The sequence below is a fragment of the Paramylibacter kogurei genome (assembly GCF_002742285.1).
GTDB lineage: Bacteria > Pseudomonadota > Alphaproteobacteria > Rhodobacterales > Rhodobacteraceae > Amylibacter > Amylibacter kogurei.
Map to the genome: position 1 here is coordinate 916,062 of NZ_MDGM01000012.1, position 18,433 is coordinate 934,494.

An 18,433-nucleotide genomic window follows, 5' to 3' on the forward strand; every position below is an offset into this window, starting at 1 on the left:
TGTGGTTTTAAATCTGTTACACGCTTTGGATAAATTATGCCAAGAATTTTGGTGGCATTGTGATGTGTAAGGCGTTGATAATACGCACAATTAGCAGATTGCGTGCAAGCGATTGATGGGTTGTTCACGTGCTGATGTTCGCGAAAACAAAAAAGGCCCCTGAAAAGGAGCCTTTGTCACATTGTTTTTGGATCACCTAGAACGGGATATCGTCATCCATATCGTTGCTTGACGATGCAGGTGCGCTGTAGCCACCGCTGCCACCTTGGCCACCCGTCATTGGGTCTTGTTGGCCATAGCCACCGCCGCCTTGGCCGCCACCGTCACCAGAACGCCCATCCAGCATGGTGAGAGTGCCATTGAACCCTTGCAAGACCACTTCTGTGGAATAACGGTCGTTGCCTGATTGGTCCTGCCATTTGCGTGTTTGCAGTTGGCCTTCTACGAATACTTTGCTGCCTTTGCGCAGGTATTGTTCGCACACGCGCACCAAACCTTCGCTAAACACGGAAACGGTGTGCCATTCGGTTTTTTCACGACGCTCGCCTGTGTTTTTATCACGCCAGTTTTCCGACGTTGCGATACGCAAGTTGCATACTTTGCCGCCATTTTGGAATGTGCGCACCTCTGGGTCAGCGCCCAAATTGCCGATAAGCATTACTTTGTTCAATGATCCAGCCATAATTTCATCCCTCGTGCGAATCCAAATAAGTTATTAACCATAGCGTTTAGCCAAGAATGAACCAATGATCAAAACGTAAAAATTCCCCTAATGCCCAGAGGCATTTCATCAATTACTGGTATTGTTGGCATTTTCCCCGTATATGTTTTGCAATTCAGAGGCTGAAAAAAGATTCTTTTATGATTTTGCGAAACTTTATTGCGACTGTTGTATCCGTTTCAATCTTACCCATTGCAGGGTCGGCCACTGGTCTGTCGGAAAAGCATAAGTTGTTGATTGATAAGCGTTTATCGAAACAATATAACAATTCAGCGCGGCTTTTGCCTAATTCAACCAAGATCAATTACGAAACCATTCCAAGCTATCGTGGCAAATACAAAGGCGTGTACAAACCAATGGCAGAGGCTGCGGCGCGCAAACACGGCATCCCCGTTGATTTGTTCAATCGCCTCGTTCAACAAGAAAGCAATTGGAACCCACGCGCCAAATCACATGCGGGCGCGATTGGTTTGGCACAGTTGATGCCGTTTACCGCAAAAACGCTGGGCGTTAATCCACGTGACCCTGAACAAAACCTTGATGGCGGGGCGCGTTATTTAAAACAGCAATATCGCAAATTTGGATCGTGGCGTTTGGCATTGGCCGCGTATAACGCAGGGCCTGGTGCAGTGGAAAAATATTCTGGCATCCCGCCATATCGCGAAACACGCAATTATGTGAAAAAGATCATGGGGCATTGATTTCGTAATTTATATATTACAAACAATGCGCTAATGCATCTAGTTAATCCTAGGTAACATATAACTTTTAATTGAATTATTACATCGTAATAATTTATTAATGTTCTGCTTGTGTTCCGCGTGTTTCATTGCCATCTTAGACATATTGATTTACAGGTCGCACAGGTATCAAGGGCAGGCATATGGCAGAGCTTAAAAACATTGAAATTCGCGGTGCGCGGGAACATAACCTGAAAAATTTCGATGTGGATATTCCGCGCGATAAATTGGTGGTGATCACGGGGCTGTCCGGTTCTGGTAAGTCGTCGCTCGCGTTTGATACGATTTATGCCGAGGGTCAGCGTCGATATGTTGAATCTTTGTCCGCATATGCACGCCAATTCCTTGATATGATGCAAAAACCTGATGTTGATCATATTGCGGGGCTTTCACCTGCGATTTCGATTGAACAAAAAACGACGTCGAAAAATCCACGATCAACCGTTGGCACCGTCACCGAAATTTACGATTACCTGCGCCTGTTGTTTGCACGTGTTGGGACACCATATTCACCAACAACAGGACTGCCGATCGAAGCACAGCAAGTTTCCGAAATGGTTGATCGGATCATGAGCATGGATGAAGGCACGCGTGCCTATCTGCTCGCCCCGATTGTGCGTGACCGTAAAGGTGAATATCGCAAGGAATTTCAAGAACTTAAGAAACAAGGCTTTCAACGGGTCAAGGTAGACGGCGAATTTTACGAACTGGACGATGCGCCAACGCTTGATAAAAAGTTTCGCCATAACATTGATGTTGTGGTTGATCGTATTGTGATCAAGGGGGGCTTGGAAACACGTTTGGCCGATAGTTTGCGCACCGCTCTTGATCTGGCCGAAGGGATCGCGATTTTAGAGACCGCGCCAAGTGATGGCGAAGCCGAACGCATCACGTTTTCAGAAAACTTTTCCTGTCCGGTCAGCGGTTTTACAATCGCGGAAATCGAACCACGGTTGTTTTCATTTAACGCACCCTTTGGTGCGTGTCCTGAATGTGATGGGCTTGGCGTTGAACTTTTCTTTGATGAACGATTGGTTGTGCCTGATCCTTCCATATCGCTCTATGATGGGGCACTTGCGCCTTGGGCCAAGGGAAAATCCCCGTACTTTCGCCAAACCATCGAAGCGCTCGCCGATCATTATGGGTTTTACAAAGATGCCGCTTGGCGCGATTTGCCGGCTCATGTGCATAAAATCATGCTCTATGGTTCTGGAAAGGATGAAATCAAATTCCGCTATGACGAGGGTGGCCGCGTATACGAGGTAACCCGCGCGTTTGAGGGTGTTATTCCAAATATGGAACGGCGATACCGCGAAACCGATAGCAACTGGATCCGCGAAGAATTTGAACGTTACCAAAACAATCGCCATTGCGGCGCCTGTGACGGTTATCGTTTACGCGAAGAGGCCCGCGCCGTAAAAATCGCCGATATTCACGTAGGGCAGGTGGTTCAGTTTTCGATCAAAGAAGCCTTGCAATGGGTCGAGGACGTGCCCGCAACCCTGACCAATCAGAAAAATGAAATTGCCAAAGCGATTTTAAAGGAAATCCGCGAACGGCTTGGATTTTTGGTGAATGTTGGTTTGGATTACCTCACGCTAAGCAGAAACGCAGGCACTTTATCAGGTGGTGAAAGCCAACGCATTCGATTGGCCAGCCAGATTGGCTCTGGCTTGACGGGGGTTTTATATGTGTTGGATGAACCATCCATCGGCCTGCACCAACGCGATAATGATCGCCTGTTGGAAACGCTCAAAAATCTGCGCGATCAGGGAAATACCGTGATTGTTGTCGAACATGACGAAGAAGCAATTCGCACCGCAGATTACGTGTTGGATATTGGTCCAGGTGCAGGTGTGCATGGTGGCGAGATCATCGCCAAAGGCACACCAGCGCAAATCATCAAAAGCAAAAAGTCCATCACGGGTCAGTATTTAACAGGTGCGCGTGAAATCGCGATACCTGTCGATCGGCGCAAGGGGAATGGCAAAGAAATCACCGTCACCAACGCCACGGGCAATAATTTGAAGGGGATTGATGCCAGTTTTCCCCTTGGCACGTTTACCTGTGTGACAGGTGTGTCTGGCGGCGGGAAATCGACATTGACCATTGAAACACTGTTTAAAACCGCATCCATGCGGTTAAACGGTGCCAAACAAACGCCAGCGCATTGCGATGAAATTCGTGGGCTTACCTATTTGGATAAGGTGATTGATATCGATCAACGCGCGATTGGGCGTACACCGCGATCGAACCCTGCCACATATACTGGTGCGTTCACGCCGATCCGCGAATGGTTTGCTGGATTGCCAGAGGCGAAAACCCGTGGCTATAAACCTGGTCGGTTTAGCTTTAACGTCAAAGGCGGGCGGTGCGAGGCGTGCCAAGGCGATGGTGTGATCAAGATAGAGATGCACTTTTTACCAGACGTTTATGTTGAATGTGAAACCTGTCGTGGCAAACGATATAACCGCGAAACGCTAGAGGTGTTGTTCAAGGGCAAAAGCATCGCAGATGTGCTTGATATGACCGTGGAAGACGCCGAACAGTTTTTCCAAGCCGTGCCAAGCATTCGTGACAAAATGACAGCGCTGATGCGTGTTGGGCTTGGCTATATCAAGGTAGGGCAACAAGCGACGACTTTGTCGGGCGGCGAAGCACAGCGCGTGAAATTGTCAAAAGAATTGTCGAAACGATCCACAGGGCGCACGTTATATATCCTTGATGAACCGACAACGGGGTTACATTTCGAAGATGTGCGCAAACTGTTAGAGGTGCTGCATGAATTGGTCGATCAGGGCAACACGGTGATTGTGATCGAACATAATCTGGATGTGATTAAAACCGCCGATCATATCATCGACATTGGCCCCGAGGGCGGCGACGGAGGTGGTACAATCGTTGCCACTGGCACACCCGAAGATGTGGCATCTGTAAAGGGTAGCTACACGGGTTATTATCTGGATCAAATGTTGAACACGGCAATCAAACGCAAAGCGTAAGAGTTTTGCGCGTTTTTAATGACCTAACCGGTTTTTTCTGCTATAAGTTGATTAATATCAACAGGAGAAATATGCATGCTGATCAGCCAAATTTTAACGTCCAAAGCCAAAGATGGTGTTTTAACAATTGATAAAAGTCAATCAGTGCGCGATGCGATTTCAGATCTGTCTGCACATCGCATCGGTGCCTTGGTCGTTAGCAGTGATGGTCACACCGCCGATGGCATTATTTCCGAGCGCGACATTATCCGCGAGGTCGGAAAACGCGGTGTGGATTGTTTTTCTTTGAATGTGGCGGATATTATGACCGCTGATATCAAACATTGTTCCCTAAAGGATACCGCAGAACAAGCATTGAAAATGATGACCGAAGGCCGTTTTCGCCATCTGCCCGTGATCGAAGATGACAAGCTGATCGGGCTGATTTCCATTGGCGATGTGGTCAAGGCGCGATTGAACGAAGTTGAATCCGAAAATTCTGCCATGATCAATATGATCACAGGGCATTAAACAACTTGACGTTCGCGTCAGTATGGGGTCAACCTGCGCCCAACAAAATTATGGGGGGAAATTGCCATGCGCATCGGTCTGTATCCAGGGACGTTTGATCCGATCACGGTTGGTCATATCGACATTATAAAACGTGCATGTACGCTGGTGGATCGTTTGGTTATCGGGGTTGCGATTAATCGTGACAAGGGGCCGTTATTTTCGCTGGAAGAGCGCGTTGAAATGATCGAGCGCAACATGAGCAAGATCGACAAAGGATCAACAGAAATTGTCGTGGTTCCATTTGAAAACCTGTTGATTGATATGGCCCAAGAGGTTGGCGCATCTGTGATCATCCGCGGCCTGCGTGCGGTATCCGATTTTGAATATGAATTTCAACTGGTCGGTATGAACCGTGCGATGAACGATCAAATTGAAACTGTGTTCTTGATGGCAGAGGCAAAACACCAAGCGGTTGCATCACGTCTTGTGAAAGAAATCGCCCGCCTTGGTGGCGATGTTTCGCCGTTTGTGACCAAAGGCGTTCAAAATGCTTTGAACGAAAAATTCGCAAAAAAATAGGGCTTTGGCTTTTCTCTTTGTTCTGCCTGTCGTAGGGTGCGCGCAAATTCAAAAACGGAGGCCATCTTGGCAGATTTTAAAGACCCAGAAAATACCATCGTAATGACACTTGCAGGGGGCGAAGTTCACATCGAACTATTACCCGATGTTGCCCCATTGCACAGCGCACGCATGAAAGAATTGGCACGCGCAGGAAAATACGACAACGTTGCATTTCACCGCGTGATCGACGGTTTCATGGCGCAAACTGGTGATGTTGCAAATGGCAACATGGAAGACAATTTTAACATTGGTCGTGCGGGCACAGGTGGTTCGGAATTGCCAGATTTGCCAGCGGAATTTTCTAAATTACCACATGATCGTGGCACATTGGGCGCGGCACGTTCTGCGAATCCGAATTCCGCCAATTCACAGTTTTTCATCAACTTTGGCGACAATCATTTCTTGAATGGTCAATATACCGTTTATGGGCGAGTGACATCAGGCATGGAACATGTCGATGCGATCACACGTGGCGAGCCACCAGCGAGCCCAGATCGCATGGTAACGGTACGCGTTGCGGCTGATCTGTGATGCGCAATCTGTTTTTGACAGCCGTTTCAATGTTGTTTTTGGGTGCGGGCGTATTTGCGGCCACACCAGAAAACACATTGGTTATCGAGCTTGACGGTGCAAGCACTGGTATAATTGAAATTGAATTGCTTCCAGAGCTTGCCCCTGAACATGTGGAACGCGTTAAAAAATTGGCACGCGAAGGTTCATATGACGGGGTCGTATTTCATCGCGTGATCGATGGTTTCATGGCGCAAACTGGCGATGTTACGCATGGCAACCTAGAAGGTTTCATTCCACGGTATGCGGGTTCTGGTGGTTCAAACTATGAAGATTTGCCAGCAGAATTTTCAAAAGAGCCGTTTTTGCGCGGTGTCGTGGGTATGGCGCGATCATCTGATCCGAACTCTGCCAATTCACAATTTTTCATTATGTTTGCCGATGGTGAATTTTTGAATGAACAATACACCGTATTTGGTCGCGTAATCGAAGGCCAAGATGTGGTTGATGGGATCAAAAAAGGGCACGCACAAACGGGTGCGCTGGATGATCCAGACTATATGAAACGTGTTTATGTAAAATCTGACAATTGATATGGAGGCCCTGACGGGCCTTCACCTTTTGGTGAGGCACACTATCCAAACGTGATGTCTTGGCCTAGCCTCCGTCGGTGGAGGCACCATGAAAAAAATCATCTTAACACTGGTCTGTATATTTCTAGCATCTGGGGCCATGGCGGATGTGCGGTTTTGGAAAATGGCGTGGAAAAACACGGATTTTACCAAGACCATTGTTGATTTTGACACCATCTTGGATGGTGGCCCAGGCAAGGATGGAATCCCTGCGATCAGCAATCCGACAATGATCCAAAATGCAAAAAAAACCGGGTTAGGTGAACAGGAACCCGTGATGGTTGTTCACATCGCGGGACAAACGACGCGCGCCTATCCCATTCGATATTTAATGTGGCATGAGATCGTGAATGACAGGTTGGGGGACACGCCAATCGCGGTAACATTCTGTCCATTGTGTAATTCTGGGGTAGTCTTTGATCGCCGTTTAAACGGTGTTCAGTATGAATTGGGGGTTTCAGGATTGCTACGAAATTCCGATATGATCATGTATGATCGCCAAACCGAAACCTGGTGGCAACAATTCACGGGGCAAGCGATTGTGGGTGAATTGGTGGGGCAAACATTGGTGAAATTGCCCAGTTACACCATCAATTGGGGAGCGTATGTAAAACAACATCCAGATGGATTGGTTATGGCAACGCCAAAGCATAATCGTTCCTATGGTGCCAATCCTTATGCGGGATATGATACGGGTACTCCGTTTTTATATCGCGGTGAAAACCCACCCCATGGGATTAACCCATTGGAGCGGGTTGTTGTGGTGGAGCAGGCCGCATGGCCGCTTCAACGGGTGCGTAAAGAAGGGCGCATTGTTGAGCGGGGCATTGTGATTGAATGGGATGCAGGCATGGCATCAGCGCTCGACACCAGAGAAATCGCAAAGGGGCGCGATGTTGGATCGGTGCGGGTCACAGATCAATCATCGGGGGTTAATGTCGTGCATGATGTTGGCTTTGCCTTTGCATTTCATGCGTTTCATCCAGATGGAAAATGGATGTTAGGAAACTGAGCAAAATGAGATCGCGATTGCGATCATTGTGATAAGCTTGGCCCAAGGGCCAAGCGTGTTTTTGGATATTTAGACAAAATGGAATTTTAGTCTTGGAGTTTAACCAAGGCGTGCTTTTTCTTGCTGGATGAAATTTTTGGTGTTTTGGCGATGTCATCAACCGTGAGCATCAGGCCAATGTCATTCACGGCTTCGTCATTCAGACGCGCACCACCACCTTGGATGATGCGTTTGGCCTCTTTGCCAGAAGGGGCAAGACCAGCACGCACCAAAGTTTGCGCAAAGCTAATCCCATCACCGATGTCGTCACTGTTGAGTTCCAACGTTGGCAGATCATCACCAACACCGCCTTTTTCAAAAACTTCGCGAGCAGTGGTTTCTGCGTTTTTGGCGGCGTCTGTGCCGTGACAAAGCGCAGTAACCTCGTTTGCCAAAATGATTTTGGCCGCGTTGATTTCAGAACCTTCGAGCGCGCCGAGGCGTTCGCATTCTTCCACGGGAAGTTCTGTGAATAGTTTGAGGAATTTTGCCACATCAGCATCAAGCGTATTGCGCCAGAATTGCCAAAATTCATACGGGCTGAGCAGTTCTGCGTTGAGCCACACCGCGCCATTTGCGGATTTACCCATTTTGGTTCCATCCGCCTTGGTCAATAGTGGTGATGTGAGGCCGAACACTTGGTTTTGGTTAATGCGGCGGGTCAAATCAATTCCGTTAACGATATTACCCCATTGATCGGAGCCACCCATTTGCAATGCGCAATCATAGCGGCGGTTCAATTCCAAGAAATCATAGGCTTGCAGGATCATGTAGTTGAATTCAAGAAAGCTGAGCGATTGATCGCGATCAAGACGTGATTTCACGCTTTCAAAGCTAAGCATGCGATTGACCGAGAAAAACTTGCCAATATCACGCAAAAATTCGAGGTAATTAAGATTATCGAGCCATTCCGCATTGTTGAGCATTACCGCATCGGTTTTGCCATCGCCATATGACAGGTATTTGGCAAAAACCTGTTTCATACCGTCAATATTTGCATCAATCGCTGCATTATCCAAAAGCGGGCGTTCATCGGCGCGAAAGGATGGATCACCAACCTTGGTCGTGCCACCACCCATCAGGGTGATTGGCTTGTGCCCGGTTTTTTGCAACCAACGCAACATCATGATGTTCAACAAATGCCCAACATGCAGCGATTTCGCCGTGGCATCATATCCGATATAGGTTGCAAGTGGACCTTCGAGCAGGCGTTCATCGAGCCCCTGTAGGTCTGTGCAGTCCTGCAAGAAGCCCCGTTGCTGCATCACTTGCAGAAACTCTGATTTGGGCTTGTATGTCATCGGTATTGATCCTTTTTAATTCTGTCTTTGCTTCGTATAACGGGTTTATTGCGAAAGGAAAGACAGATGGTGAAATTTACCCCAATTTGGGCGCTTGGATTGATGTCTGGCACGTCTTTGGACGGGGTTGATGGCGCGATGGTGTTAACCGATGGTCAACAAGTTTTAGATTTTGGTGCCACGTTTTTTCGCCCCTATAGTGAACATGAACACGGAATTTTACGCGACGCCTTGGGGTTGTGGCCCGATGGCGATGCGACGCGGTTGCAATTGGCCAAATCCATTGTTGAACAGGCGCATGCCGATGTAATCGCACATTTTCCAACGGCGGATGTGGTGGGGTTTCACGGACAAACACTTGCGCATGATCCCGCAGGTGGGCGAACGTTTCAAATTGGTGATGGTGCGGCGTTGGCAACCGAAACAGGCAAAAAGATCGTGTGGGATTTTCGCAATGCCGATATGGCCGCAGGGGGTGAGGGCGCACCATTGGCACCATTTTTCCATTTTGCATTGGCCAAGCAATTGGGTGGAAAAGAACCAATTGCATTTTTAAACCTTGGTGGTGTGGGGAATGTAACCTGGATTGACCCGCGCAAAGGATTGCCAACAGAGGCTGGGGCTTTGTTGGCGTTTGACACGGGACCTGCGAATGCGCCGATCAATGATTTGATGGTGGCACGCAGCAATGCCACATTTGACGAGGACGGTGCGCATGCGCTGGCTGGGCGCGTTGATACGAATGTTTTAGAAACGTTTTTTAAACATCAATATTTTGAGCGAACCCCACCAAAATCACTGGACCGTAACGATTTTACCCAGATTGAAAACTTGGTTGTCGATCTGTCATTGGATGATGCCGCAGCGACCTTGACAGCATTGGCGGCATCAAGTGCATATGCCGCGCAGATGCATTTTCCTGACGACCCAGCGCGATGGTTGATTTGTGGTGGAGGGCGGCGCAATCCTGCATTGATGAACGGATTGCGGCAACGGCTGGAACAGGTTGCGCCCTGTGAAGACGTCGGGTTTGATGGTGATATGTTGGAAGCCCAAGCATTTGGATATCTAGCCGTGCGTGTTTTGCGCGGATTGGCGACATCTGCACCAAGCACAACAGGATGTAGCGAGCCCGTGTGCGGTGGGATTATCAGCACCCCATAAAAAAAGGCGGCCAAAGCCGCCAATTTATTATCGTGTGTTTTCTGTCAGCCTTCGGCGAACATATTCATCGACCGATCCGATCATCGTATCCATGTGATCTTTTTCAAAGAAGTGGCCAGCGCCATCGATCACCTCGTGTGTGATAGTGATGCCTTTTTGTTCGTGCAATTTGCCAACCAAACCTTCGACATCTGCGGGTGCAACTACGCGGTCAGCAGATCCGTTGATGATCAAGCCAGAGCTTGGGCAGGGGGCAAGGAAGCTAAAGTCATAAGTGTTTGCGGGTGGAGCCGCGGAAATGAATCCAGAAATTTCAGGGCGACGCATCAACAATTGCATACCAATCCACGCGCCAAAAGAAAATCCAGCAACCCAGCAATGTTTCGCATTTGGGTTTTTCGCCTGCAAGAAATCAAGTGCCGCCGCTGCATCTGATAATTCGCCAACGCCTTGGTCATATTCACCTTGTGAACGGCCAACGCCGCGAAAGTTAAAACGCAAAACAGTAAAGCCCATATTATAAAATGCGTAATGCAGATTATACACGACCTTGTTGTTCATTGTACCACCAAATTGTGGATGCGGATGCAACACAATCGCGATGGGCGCGTCTTTGGATTTTTGCGGGTGGTAGCGACCTTCTAGGCGGCCTTCTGGACCGGGGAAAATGACTTCTGGCATCTGTAGCGCGTGGCCTCACATAATATTTTCGTTTCAAGCGTCGTTAATCTTGACGGAATCGCTCGGAAACTTTAGAACCATTCTAAATTGTAAGGTGCAAGCCCCCACTCGAATAACATCTGATAAGGGTTTGTTCCGTTTTCGTCAATATAATCGGCAGTGAAATCATATGAAACTGAGCACAAAAGGCAGATATGCAATGATCGCGTTGGTCGATTTGGCCATTGAGGGCGAAAAAGGGTTGGTATCGCTTGGTGGGATTAGCGAACGCCAAGATATTTCGCTGGCCTATTTGGAGCAATTATTCGTGAAATTGCGCCGTGCAGAAATCGTTTCATCGGTGCGTGGCCCAGGTGGCGGTTACAAATTGGCAAAAACCGCGGATGCCATTCGTGTATCGGATGTTTTGGAAGCGGTTGATGAAACCATGGATGCACTGGCCAAAGGGGCAGGTGCATCGGGTGCATCATCAGGCAGCCGTGCACAATCGTTGAATAATCGGCTGTGGGAAAGCCTGTCTGCGCAGGTTTATGTGTTTTTGCATTCCACACGTTTATCCGATGTGATTGAAAATCAGTTGGCGCCATGTCCTGCGGTGCCTGGGTTGTTTCAAATGGTGGACGAGGCATGAAGATTTTATGCCTTCGGCGAGGATATTTGAAACATTTGGAAAGCGGTGTTTGATATGAGCCGTGTGTATTTGGATTGGAATGCGACAACGCCGGTTCGCACAGAGGCGCGTGATGCGATGATTGCGGCGATGGATGTTGTTGGAAATCCATCCTCTGTCCATCGAGAAGGGCGGGCAGCCACGGCAATCGTGGAAAAGGCGCGAGGGCAAATTCGTGCGGCATTTGGAGCAGAGAACGCAGATTTGGTGTTCACATCCAGCGCAACAGAGGCCGCGGCATTGGCAATGGCGGGGCGTGATATGGCCGCGAGTGATGTGGAACATGATTGCGTGTCTGCGTGGTCAGACGGTGATTTGGTCACCGATGCAAATGGAATTGTCGCGATCAAAGACCCAGAGATGTCTGCGGTTCAGATGGCAAATAGTGAAACAGGGATTTTACAGGATTTGCCAAATGGTGTTGGCGTTGTTGATGCCGTACAGGCATTTTGCAAGGTTTCATGCGCGTTTGAATGGTCTGGTGCGCAAATGGCGATGTTATCGGCACATAAGCTTGGCGGGCCAAAGGGTGTTGGTGCACTGATCCTACGCCAAGGCATAGATCTTAAGGCGCAAATCAAGGGTGGTGGCCAAGAAATGGGGCGCCGTTCTGGAACCGAGAATGTGATTGGTATCGCAGGTTTTGGTGCCGCAGCAGAAGCCGGTGCGCGTGATTTGGCCAATGGCGTTTGGGAAGAGGTTGCACAGCTGCGCGACAAGATGGAAGCAATGATTGCAGATGCAGTGCCTGATGTGGTTTTGGTCGGGCAATCGGTAAAACGTCTGCCCAATACCAGTTGTTTTGCTGTGCCAAATTGGCGTGGTGAGACGCAAGTGATGCAAATGGATTTGGCGGGTTTTGCAATTTCTGCTGGATCAGCCTGTTCCAGTGGCAAGGTTAAGGCAAGCAAGGTCTTGAAGGCCATGGGTTATGATGACATTACGGCGGCAAGTGCTGTTCGCGTGTCACTGGGCCCGACGACAACAGAACAAGAGGTGACTGATTTCGCGCAAGCGTGGATCAAAGCCTATCGTAAATTTGCAGCAAAAGCTGCGTGAGGAAGACAGATATGAGCGAAGTAATCGTAAAAGAAGGCGTCGATGAAGAAACCGTAGAAGCGGTGAAATCCATTGCGGGCAAATATAAATATGGTTTCAACACCGATGTTGAAATGGAATATGCACCCCTTGGCCTGTCCGAAGATATCGTGCGTCTGATCTCTGAGAAAAACGAAGAGCCAGAATGGATGCTAGAGTGGCGTTTGGCTGCGTATCGTCGCTGGTTGCAAATGGAAGAGCCCAATTGGGCGATGGTTGAATACCCCAAAATTGATTTTCAGGATCAGTATTATTACGCGCGTCCTAAATCCATGGAAAACAAACCAAAATCATTGGATGAGGTTGACCCCAAACTGTTGGAAACATACGCAAAATTGGGCATTCCGTTGAAAGAACAGGCCTTGCTTGCTGGTGTTGAAGCACCCGAAGAAGAACGCAAAGTTGCGGTTGATGCGGTGTTTGATTCCGTTTCCGTTGGGACAACATTCCAAGAGGAATTGAAAAAGGCTGGCGTGATTTTCATGCCGATCTCAGAGGCGATCAAAGAGCATCCAGAATTGGTGAAAAAATATCTTGGTTCGGTTGTGCCACAATCTGATAATTTTTATGCAACGCTGAATTCCGCAGTGTTTTCAGATGGATCGTTTGTCTATGTGCCGGAAGGCACAAAATGCCCGATGGAATTATCCACATATTTCCGTATCAATGCGGAAAACACTGGGCAATTTGAACGCACACTGATTATTGCGGAAAAAGGGTCTTATGTTTCCTATCTTGAGGGCTGTACCGCGCCGCAACGTGATATTGCACAATTGCACGCAGCTGTTGTTGAATTGGTGATCTTGGAAGATGCTGAAATCAAATATTCCACCGTTCAAAACTGGTACCCTGGAGATGAAGACGGCAAGGGCGGGATTTATAATTTCGTCACCAAACGTGCCGATTGTCGTGGTGATCGTGCCAAGGTCATGTGGACGCAGGTGGAAACAGGTTCTGCGGTGACATGGAAATACCCATCATGCATTTTACGCGGCGATGATTCACAGGGTGAATTTTATTCCATCGCGATTGCAAACCACCACCAACAGGCCGACACGGGTACAAAGATGGTGCATTTGGGCAAAAACACCAAATCGCGCATCGTATCCAAGGGGATTTCGGCAGGTGTTGCGCAAAACACATATCGTGGTTTGGTTTCAATGCACCCTAAGGCGAAAAATTCGCGTAATTATACCCAATGCGACAGCCTGTTAATCGGCGATAAATGCGGTGCGCATACCGTTCCCTATATCGAAGTGAAAAACAATTCGAGCCGTGTGGAACACGAAGCAACCACATCAAAGGTGGATGATGATCAAATGTTCTATTGCCGCCAACGCGGTATGGACGAAGAAGAGGCGGTTGCCTTGATCGTCAACGGCTTTGCCAAAGAGGTATTGCAAGCCCTGCCGATGGAATTCGCGATGGAAGCGCAAGCATTGGTTGCGATTAGTTTAGAAGGGTCCGTTGGTTAATGGAAAAATTCCGATCCAACACCGGTTCCCCTGCAAGGACGCGACAATCATTACTGTATTCATACATACGTGTTGCCGGTTTTTTGTCATGGTTTCTGATAGTGGCGGGTGCCTTTGCAGGTGTTTGGGTTGGCATTGTATTCGAAAATGAAAATCTGATCCTTTGTGCGATCATTGGCGCGTTTGTGTTTAAAGTGATCAGCTTGGTCATAGATAGGAAACTAGCTCAACTCGCCACTGCAAAAGACGAAGCATTGTTCAAAGAGCGCATTGAGATCAGAGAACAACATACACAGCGCCAGTTGGCCGAAATGAGAGAAAAAGAGAACAAAAATGTTAGAAATTAAAAACTTACAAGTTGATCTTGAAGAAGAAGAGAAAACAATCCTCAAGGGTGTTGATCTGAAAATTGGCGAAGGCGAAGTGCACGCGATTATGGGGCCAAATGGTTCTGGTAAATCAACCACGTCTTATGTTTTGTCTGGCAAAGATGGTTACGAGGTAACCGGTGGTTCGGCCACGTTGGATGGTGCGGATTTGTTGGATATGGAACCAGAAGAGCGCGCGGCAGCGGGGCTTTTCCTTGCGTTTCAATATCCAGTGGAAATCCCAGGTGTTGGCAACATGACATTCCTTCGCACAGCCGTGAATGCACAACGCAAAGCACGCGGTGAAGAAGAGCTATCCGCGGGTGATTTCCTAAAACTAGTACGTGAAAAAGCAAAAGCATTGAAAATCGATGCGGATATGTTGAAACGCCCCGTAAACGTTGGCTTTTCCGGTGGTGAAAAGAAACGTAACGAGATTTTGCAAATGGCAATGTTGGAACCAAAGATGTGCGTTTTGGATGAAACGGATTCTGGTTTGGACGTGGATGCGATGAAATTGGTGGCCGAGGGCGTGAATGCATTGCGCGATGGCAAGCGTTCGTTCCTTGTGATCACGCATTATCAACGTTTGCTGGATCACATCAAACCTGATGTTGTGCACATTATGGCAGATGGCAAAATCGTTAAATCTGGTGGTCCAGAATTGGCGCTAGAGGTTGAAAACAACGGTTACGCTGACATTTTGGCAGAGGTGGCCTGATATGGCTGTTCCTTCAATCAAATTTGATACGGCGGAAACGCTGATCTCGGCATATAAAATGCCAACGGGTGCGAAATGGTCGGATGCAACACGTACAAATGCGATTGCGCGTTTGCGTGAAATGGGTGCACCGAACAAGCGTGACGAATATTGGAAATATACCGATCCATCCGCATTAACAGCGATACCTGCGGCGAATGCGGCGCTATTTGAAAATGATGAAACACCCATGTTTGATAGCATTGATCGTCTTCGCGTGGTGTTTGTTGATGGTGTTTATGATCCTGCGCAATCGGATGATTTATCTGGTGAAAACGTTGTGATCGAAACCCTTGGCGATGCCTTGGGCAAGGATATCCACTGGGCCAAGGATTTGTTTGGTGCGCTGGAAGCAGACGGGCAAAACCCTGTGCCACGCCCATTGGCAACATTGAATACCGCCGTGGCGAGCGAAGGTTTGGTGATCCATGCAACGGGCAAGGTTAATCGCCCAATTGCGATCCGTTATGTTCATTCATCAGAAAGCTCTGATGCGATGGTGCACCACGTCATCAAAGTGGAAGAGGGCGCAGATATCACATTGTTGGAAAGCGGCCCTGGTGCGGCGCGTTTCAATTCCGTGGTCGAGGTTGATATTGCCGATAATGGTGGTTTCCATCATGTGCGCACACAAGGGCGCGATCATGAACGCAAAACCGTGACACATATGTTTGCGCGCCTTGGGCGCGAAAGCACCTTTAAATCATTCACCATGACGGTGAACGGTGTGTTAACGCGCAATGATACGGTGATTGAGCTGACAGGTGATGATGCACATGCAACCGTTGGCGGGGCATCCGCAGGCGATGGTACAGGGTTTCATCATGATGATACCGTGTTCATCACACATGATGCGGTAAACTGCGAGAGCCGTCAGGTATTCAAAAAGGTGTTGCGCAATGGTGCAACTGGCGTTTTCCAAGGTAAAATTTTGGTAAAACCAGATGCGCAAAAAACCGATGGCTATCAAATTTCACAAGGTTTGTTGTTGGATGAAGATAGCAATTTCTTGGCCAAACCAGAGCTGGAAATTTACGCTGATGATGTGGCCTGTTCACACGGTTCAACCGTGGGTGCAATTGATGATGACACGTTGTTTTATCTGACATCACGCGGCATCCCGCGCCAAGAAGCCCAAGATATGCTGGTTCTTGCATTCCTTGGCGAAGCGATTGAGGAAATCGAAGACGAGGCGCTGGCGGCTGATATCTTGGATCGCATGGATGCATGGATGAAGCGGAGACAAGGGTAATGTCGCTGGTTGGTGATATTTTTCAATCGGTGATTACACCGAGAAAAATTATGCGAAAACAGATGGATGCCGGAATTCGCGAAGAACAAACATTGTTCTATGCCTTGTTTTTCGGTGCTATGCATTTGGTATCGCAGATGCCAAATATCGCGGTGAAAGCAACCAAAACAGAGCAAAGCATTGCCAATCTTACGGCGATGCAATTTGCATCATCGGTGTTTATCACGCCATTGGTGATTTACGGTATCGCATTGATTTTCCATTTTATTATGCGAGCCTTTAATGGCGCTGGTTTGGGTGTTCAAACGCGCCGCGCGGTGTTTTGGGCGGCAATCGTCAGCATCCCATTCATGTTGATCAGTGGCATCGTGAATAGCGTCGCGCCGTTTTACTATGTGCTTGGTGCAGGTGCGATCACGACGCTTGTTTTTGCATGGGTTTTGGCAGCCAATCTTACCGAGGTTCATTTCCCAAATAGCGGAAAAAAACAGATCAAAAAAATCTAAAGGCAAGCCCATGTATGACGTGAATGATATTCGCAAAGACTTCCCCATTTTATCACGTCAGGTGAATGGTAAGCCGTTGGTTTATTTGGATAATGGTGCATCCGCACAAAAACCACAGGTGGTGATTGATGCGATCAATACGGCCTATTCACAAGAATATGCAAATGTTCATCGTGGGCTACATTTTTTATCGAACCTTGCAACCGATAAATATGAAGCGGTGCGTGGTATCGTGCAACGTTTCCTAAATGCCAAACACGAAGACGAAATTCTGTTTACCAGCGGAACGACAGAGGCATTTAACCTGATCTCATACAGTTGGGGCATGCCCAATTTAAAGGCTGGCGACGAAATCATTTTGTCGATCATGGAACATCACGCCAATATCGTGCCGTGGCACTTTTTGCGTGAACGTTTGGGTGTGGTGTTGAAATGGGTCGAAACCGATGTGAACGGTGATCTTGACCCACAGGCGGTAATTGATGCCATCACACCAAATACAAAAATGATTGCAATCACGCAAATGTCCAACGTGATGGGCACGGTGGTGGATGTGAAAACGATTTGTGCCGCGGCGCGTGCCAAGGGCATCGTTACGGTGGTGGATGGTTCTCAATCGTCTGTGCATATGCCAGTTGATGTCCAAGACATCGATTGTGATTTTTTCGCAATCACGGGGCATAAATTATACGGCCCATCGGGATCTGGGGCATTATATGCAACACGCGAACGCATGGCTCAAATGCGCCCGTTTATGGGTGGGGGTGATATGATCCGCGAAGTGTCGCGCGATACGATCACGTATAACGACCCCCCGCACAAGTTCGAGGCGGGCACACCAGGCATCGTTCAAACCATCGGAATGGGTGTTGCGATTGATTACATGACTAAGATCGGCATGGATAACATTGCAGCACATGAACATATGTTGCGCGATTATGCACAGGCCAAGTTAAGTGGATTAAACTGGCTGAATATTCAGGGAAATTCCGCAAACAAGGGCGCGATTTTTTCCTTTACCATCGAAGGCGCAGGTCACCCGCATGACATTTCCACGGTGGTTGATCAGCGTGGAATCGCGGTGCGTGCTGGGCATCATTGTGCACAGCCGTTAATGGAACATCTTGGGGTCAGTGCAACGTGCAGGGCATCCTTTGGCCTGTACAACACAACCCAAGAGGTAGACGCACTGGTAAACGCATTAGAATTGTGCCACGAACTTTTTGCATAAAATCAATCAGTTGACTTGATTTGACAGGTTTTATCGGGAATAATTAACAGAATAGGGCAATTTTACCTAATTTTGCCATAATTGAAGATATATTCTGTAGTGTAGCGTTGCGCGTTGTGTGTGGCGCATCCGTTTTAAATGTAACTGCTAACTTGTCG

The 18,433-nt window shown here is 48.1% G+C and carries 19 protein-coding genes; 16 read left to right on the forward strand and 3 right to left on the reverse strand.

Annotated elements, in window-relative coordinates:
* Window positions 1-196: 196 nt before the first annotated feature.
* Entirely contained in the window at window positions 197-682 is a 486-nt protein-coding gene (gene ssb, locus BFP76_RS09950; protein WP_099593243.1) for a single-stranded DNA-binding protein, read from the reverse strand.
* Between the two features lie 179 nt (window positions 683-861).
* On the opposite strand from ssb, the gene BFP76_RS09955 reads away from it, so the two are divergent.
* From BFP76_RS09955 to BFP76_RS09985, 7 genes are all read left to right on the forward strand, one after another.
* Window positions 862-1,422, forward strand: a complete 561-nt coding sequence (locus BFP76_RS09955; RefSeq protein ID WP_099593245.1) for a lytic transglycosylase domain-containing protein — start codon at window positions 862-864, stop codon at window positions 1,420-1,422.
* A gap of 182 nt (window positions 1,423-1,604) precedes the next feature.
* The gene (gene uvrA, locus BFP76_RS09960) at window positions 1,605-4,463 is read left to right on the forward strand and encodes an excinuclease ABC subunit UvrA (RefSeq protein WP_099593247.1); all 2,859 of its coding nucleotides are present in this window, start codon (window positions 1,605-1,607) and stop codon (window positions 4,461-4,463) included.
* A 75-nt stretch (window positions 4,464-4,538) separates the two neighbouring features.
* Complete coding sequence (locus BFP76_RS09965) at window positions 4,539-4,973, forward strand: CBS domain-containing protein (protein ID WP_099593248.1); 435 nt, start codon at window positions 4,539-4,541, stop codon at window positions 4,971-4,973.
* A 66-nt stretch (window positions 4,974-5,039) separates the two neighbouring features.
* Entirely contained in the window at window positions 5,040-5,534 is a 495-nt protein-coding gene (gene coaD, locus BFP76_RS09970) for a pantetheine-phosphate adenylyltransferase (RefSeq protein WP_099593250.1), read from the forward strand.
* 66 nt (window positions 5,535-5,600) lie between these two features.
* Window positions 5,601-6,107, forward strand: a complete 507-nt coding sequence (locus BFP76_RS09975; protein ID WP_099594058.1) for a peptidylprolyl isomerase — start codon at window positions 5,601-5,603, stop codon at window positions 6,105-6,107.
* Complete coding sequence (locus tag BFP76_RS09980; protein ID WP_165775701.1) at window positions 6,107-6,679, forward strand: peptidylprolyl isomerase; 573 nt, start codon at window positions 6,107-6,109, stop codon at window positions 6,677-6,679. The genes BFP76_RS09975 and BFP76_RS09980 overlap by 1 nt, the downstream gene beginning before the upstream one ends.
* 88 nt (window positions 6,680-6,767) lie before the next feature.
* Window positions 6,768-7,730 (forward strand): DUF3179 domain-containing protein, encoded by a 963-nt coding sequence (locus tag BFP76_RS09985; RefSeq protein ID WP_099593254.1) that lies wholly within the window; start codon window positions 6,768-6,770, stop codon window positions 7,728-7,730.
* Between the two features lie 86 nt (window positions 7,731-7,816).
* Here BFP76_RS09985 and tyrS read toward each other — a convergent pair whose 3' ends face one another.
* Window positions 7,817-9,070, reverse strand: a complete 1,254-nt coding sequence (tyrS, locus tag BFP76_RS09990) for a tyrosine--tRNA ligase (RefSeq protein WP_099593256.1) — start codon at window positions 9,068-9,070, stop codon at window positions 7,817-7,819.
* A gap of 66 nt (window positions 9,071-9,136) precedes the next feature.
* On the opposite strand from tyrS, the gene BFP76_RS09995 reads away from it, so the two are divergent.
* Window positions 9,137-10,234 (forward strand): anhydro-N-acetylmuramic acid kinase, encoded by a 1,098-nt coding sequence (locus BFP76_RS09995; RefSeq protein ID WP_099593258.1) that lies wholly within the window; start codon window positions 9,137-9,139, stop codon window positions 10,232-10,234.
* A gap of 27 nt (window positions 10,235-10,261) precedes the next feature.
* Here BFP76_RS09995 and BFP76_RS10000 read toward each other — a convergent pair whose 3' ends face one another.
* On the reverse strand, window positions 10,262-10,915 hold the full coding sequence (locus BFP76_RS10000; protein ID WP_099593260.1) for an alpha/beta hydrolase: 654 nt from the start codon (window positions 10,913-10,915) through the stop codon (window positions 10,262-10,264).
* A gap of 169 nt (window positions 10,916-11,084) precedes the next feature.
* On the opposite strand from BFP76_RS10000, the gene iscR reads away from it, so the two are divergent.
* Genes iscR through BFP76_RS10040 form a run of 8 tightly spaced genes read left to right on the forward strand, consistent with a single transcriptional unit; the run spans window position 11,085 to window position 18,275 of the window.
* Window positions 11,085-11,546 (forward strand): Fe-S cluster assembly transcriptional regulator IscR, encoded by a 462-nt coding sequence (gene iscR, locus BFP76_RS10005; RefSeq protein ID WP_099593261.1) that lies wholly within the window; start codon window positions 11,085-11,087, stop codon window positions 11,544-11,546.
* A gap of 54 nt (window positions 11,547-11,600) precedes the next feature.
* The gene (locus BFP76_RS10010; protein WP_099593263.1) at window positions 11,601-12,644 is read left to right on the forward strand and encodes a cysteine desulfurase family protein; all 1,044 of its coding nucleotides are present in this window, start codon (window positions 11,601-11,603) and stop codon (window positions 12,642-12,644) included.
* Window positions 12,645-12,655: 11 nt separating this feature from the next.
* On the forward strand, window positions 12,656-14,158 hold the full coding sequence (gene sufB / locus BFP76_RS10015; protein WP_099593265.1) for a Fe-S cluster assembly protein SufB: 1,503 nt from the start codon (window positions 12,656-12,658) through the stop codon (window positions 14,156-14,158).
* Window positions 14,158-14,505 (forward strand): hypothetical protein, encoded by a 348-nt coding sequence (locus tag BFP76_RS10020; RefSeq protein WP_099593267.1) that lies wholly within the window; start codon window positions 14,158-14,160, stop codon window positions 14,503-14,505. Before sufB ends, BFP76_RS10020 begins: the two co-directional genes overlap by 1 nt.
* On the forward strand, window positions 14,492-15,247 hold the full coding sequence (gene sufC, locus BFP76_RS10025; RefSeq protein WP_099593268.1) for a Fe-S cluster assembly ATPase SufC: 756 nt from the start codon (window positions 14,492-14,494) through the stop codon (window positions 15,245-15,247). The genes BFP76_RS10020 and sufC overlap by 14 nt, the downstream gene beginning before the upstream one ends.
* Window position 15,248: 1 nt before the next feature.
* Entirely contained in the window at window positions 15,249-16,538 is a 1,290-nt protein-coding gene (gene sufD / locus BFP76_RS10030) for a Fe-S cluster assembly protein SufD (protein WP_099593270.1), read from the forward strand.
* Entirely contained in the window at window positions 16,538-17,044 is a 507-nt protein-coding gene (locus BFP76_RS10035; RefSeq protein ID WP_099593272.1) for a YIP1 family protein, read from the forward strand. The genes sufD and BFP76_RS10035 overlap by 1 nt, the downstream gene beginning before the upstream one ends.
* Before the next feature lie 10 nt (window positions 17,045-17,054).
* Window positions 17,055-18,275, forward strand: a complete 1,221-nt coding sequence (locus tag BFP76_RS10040) for a cysteine desulfurase (protein WP_099593273.1) — start codon at window positions 17,055-17,057, stop codon at window positions 18,273-18,275.
* Window positions 18,276-18,433 lie beyond the last annotated feature (158 nt).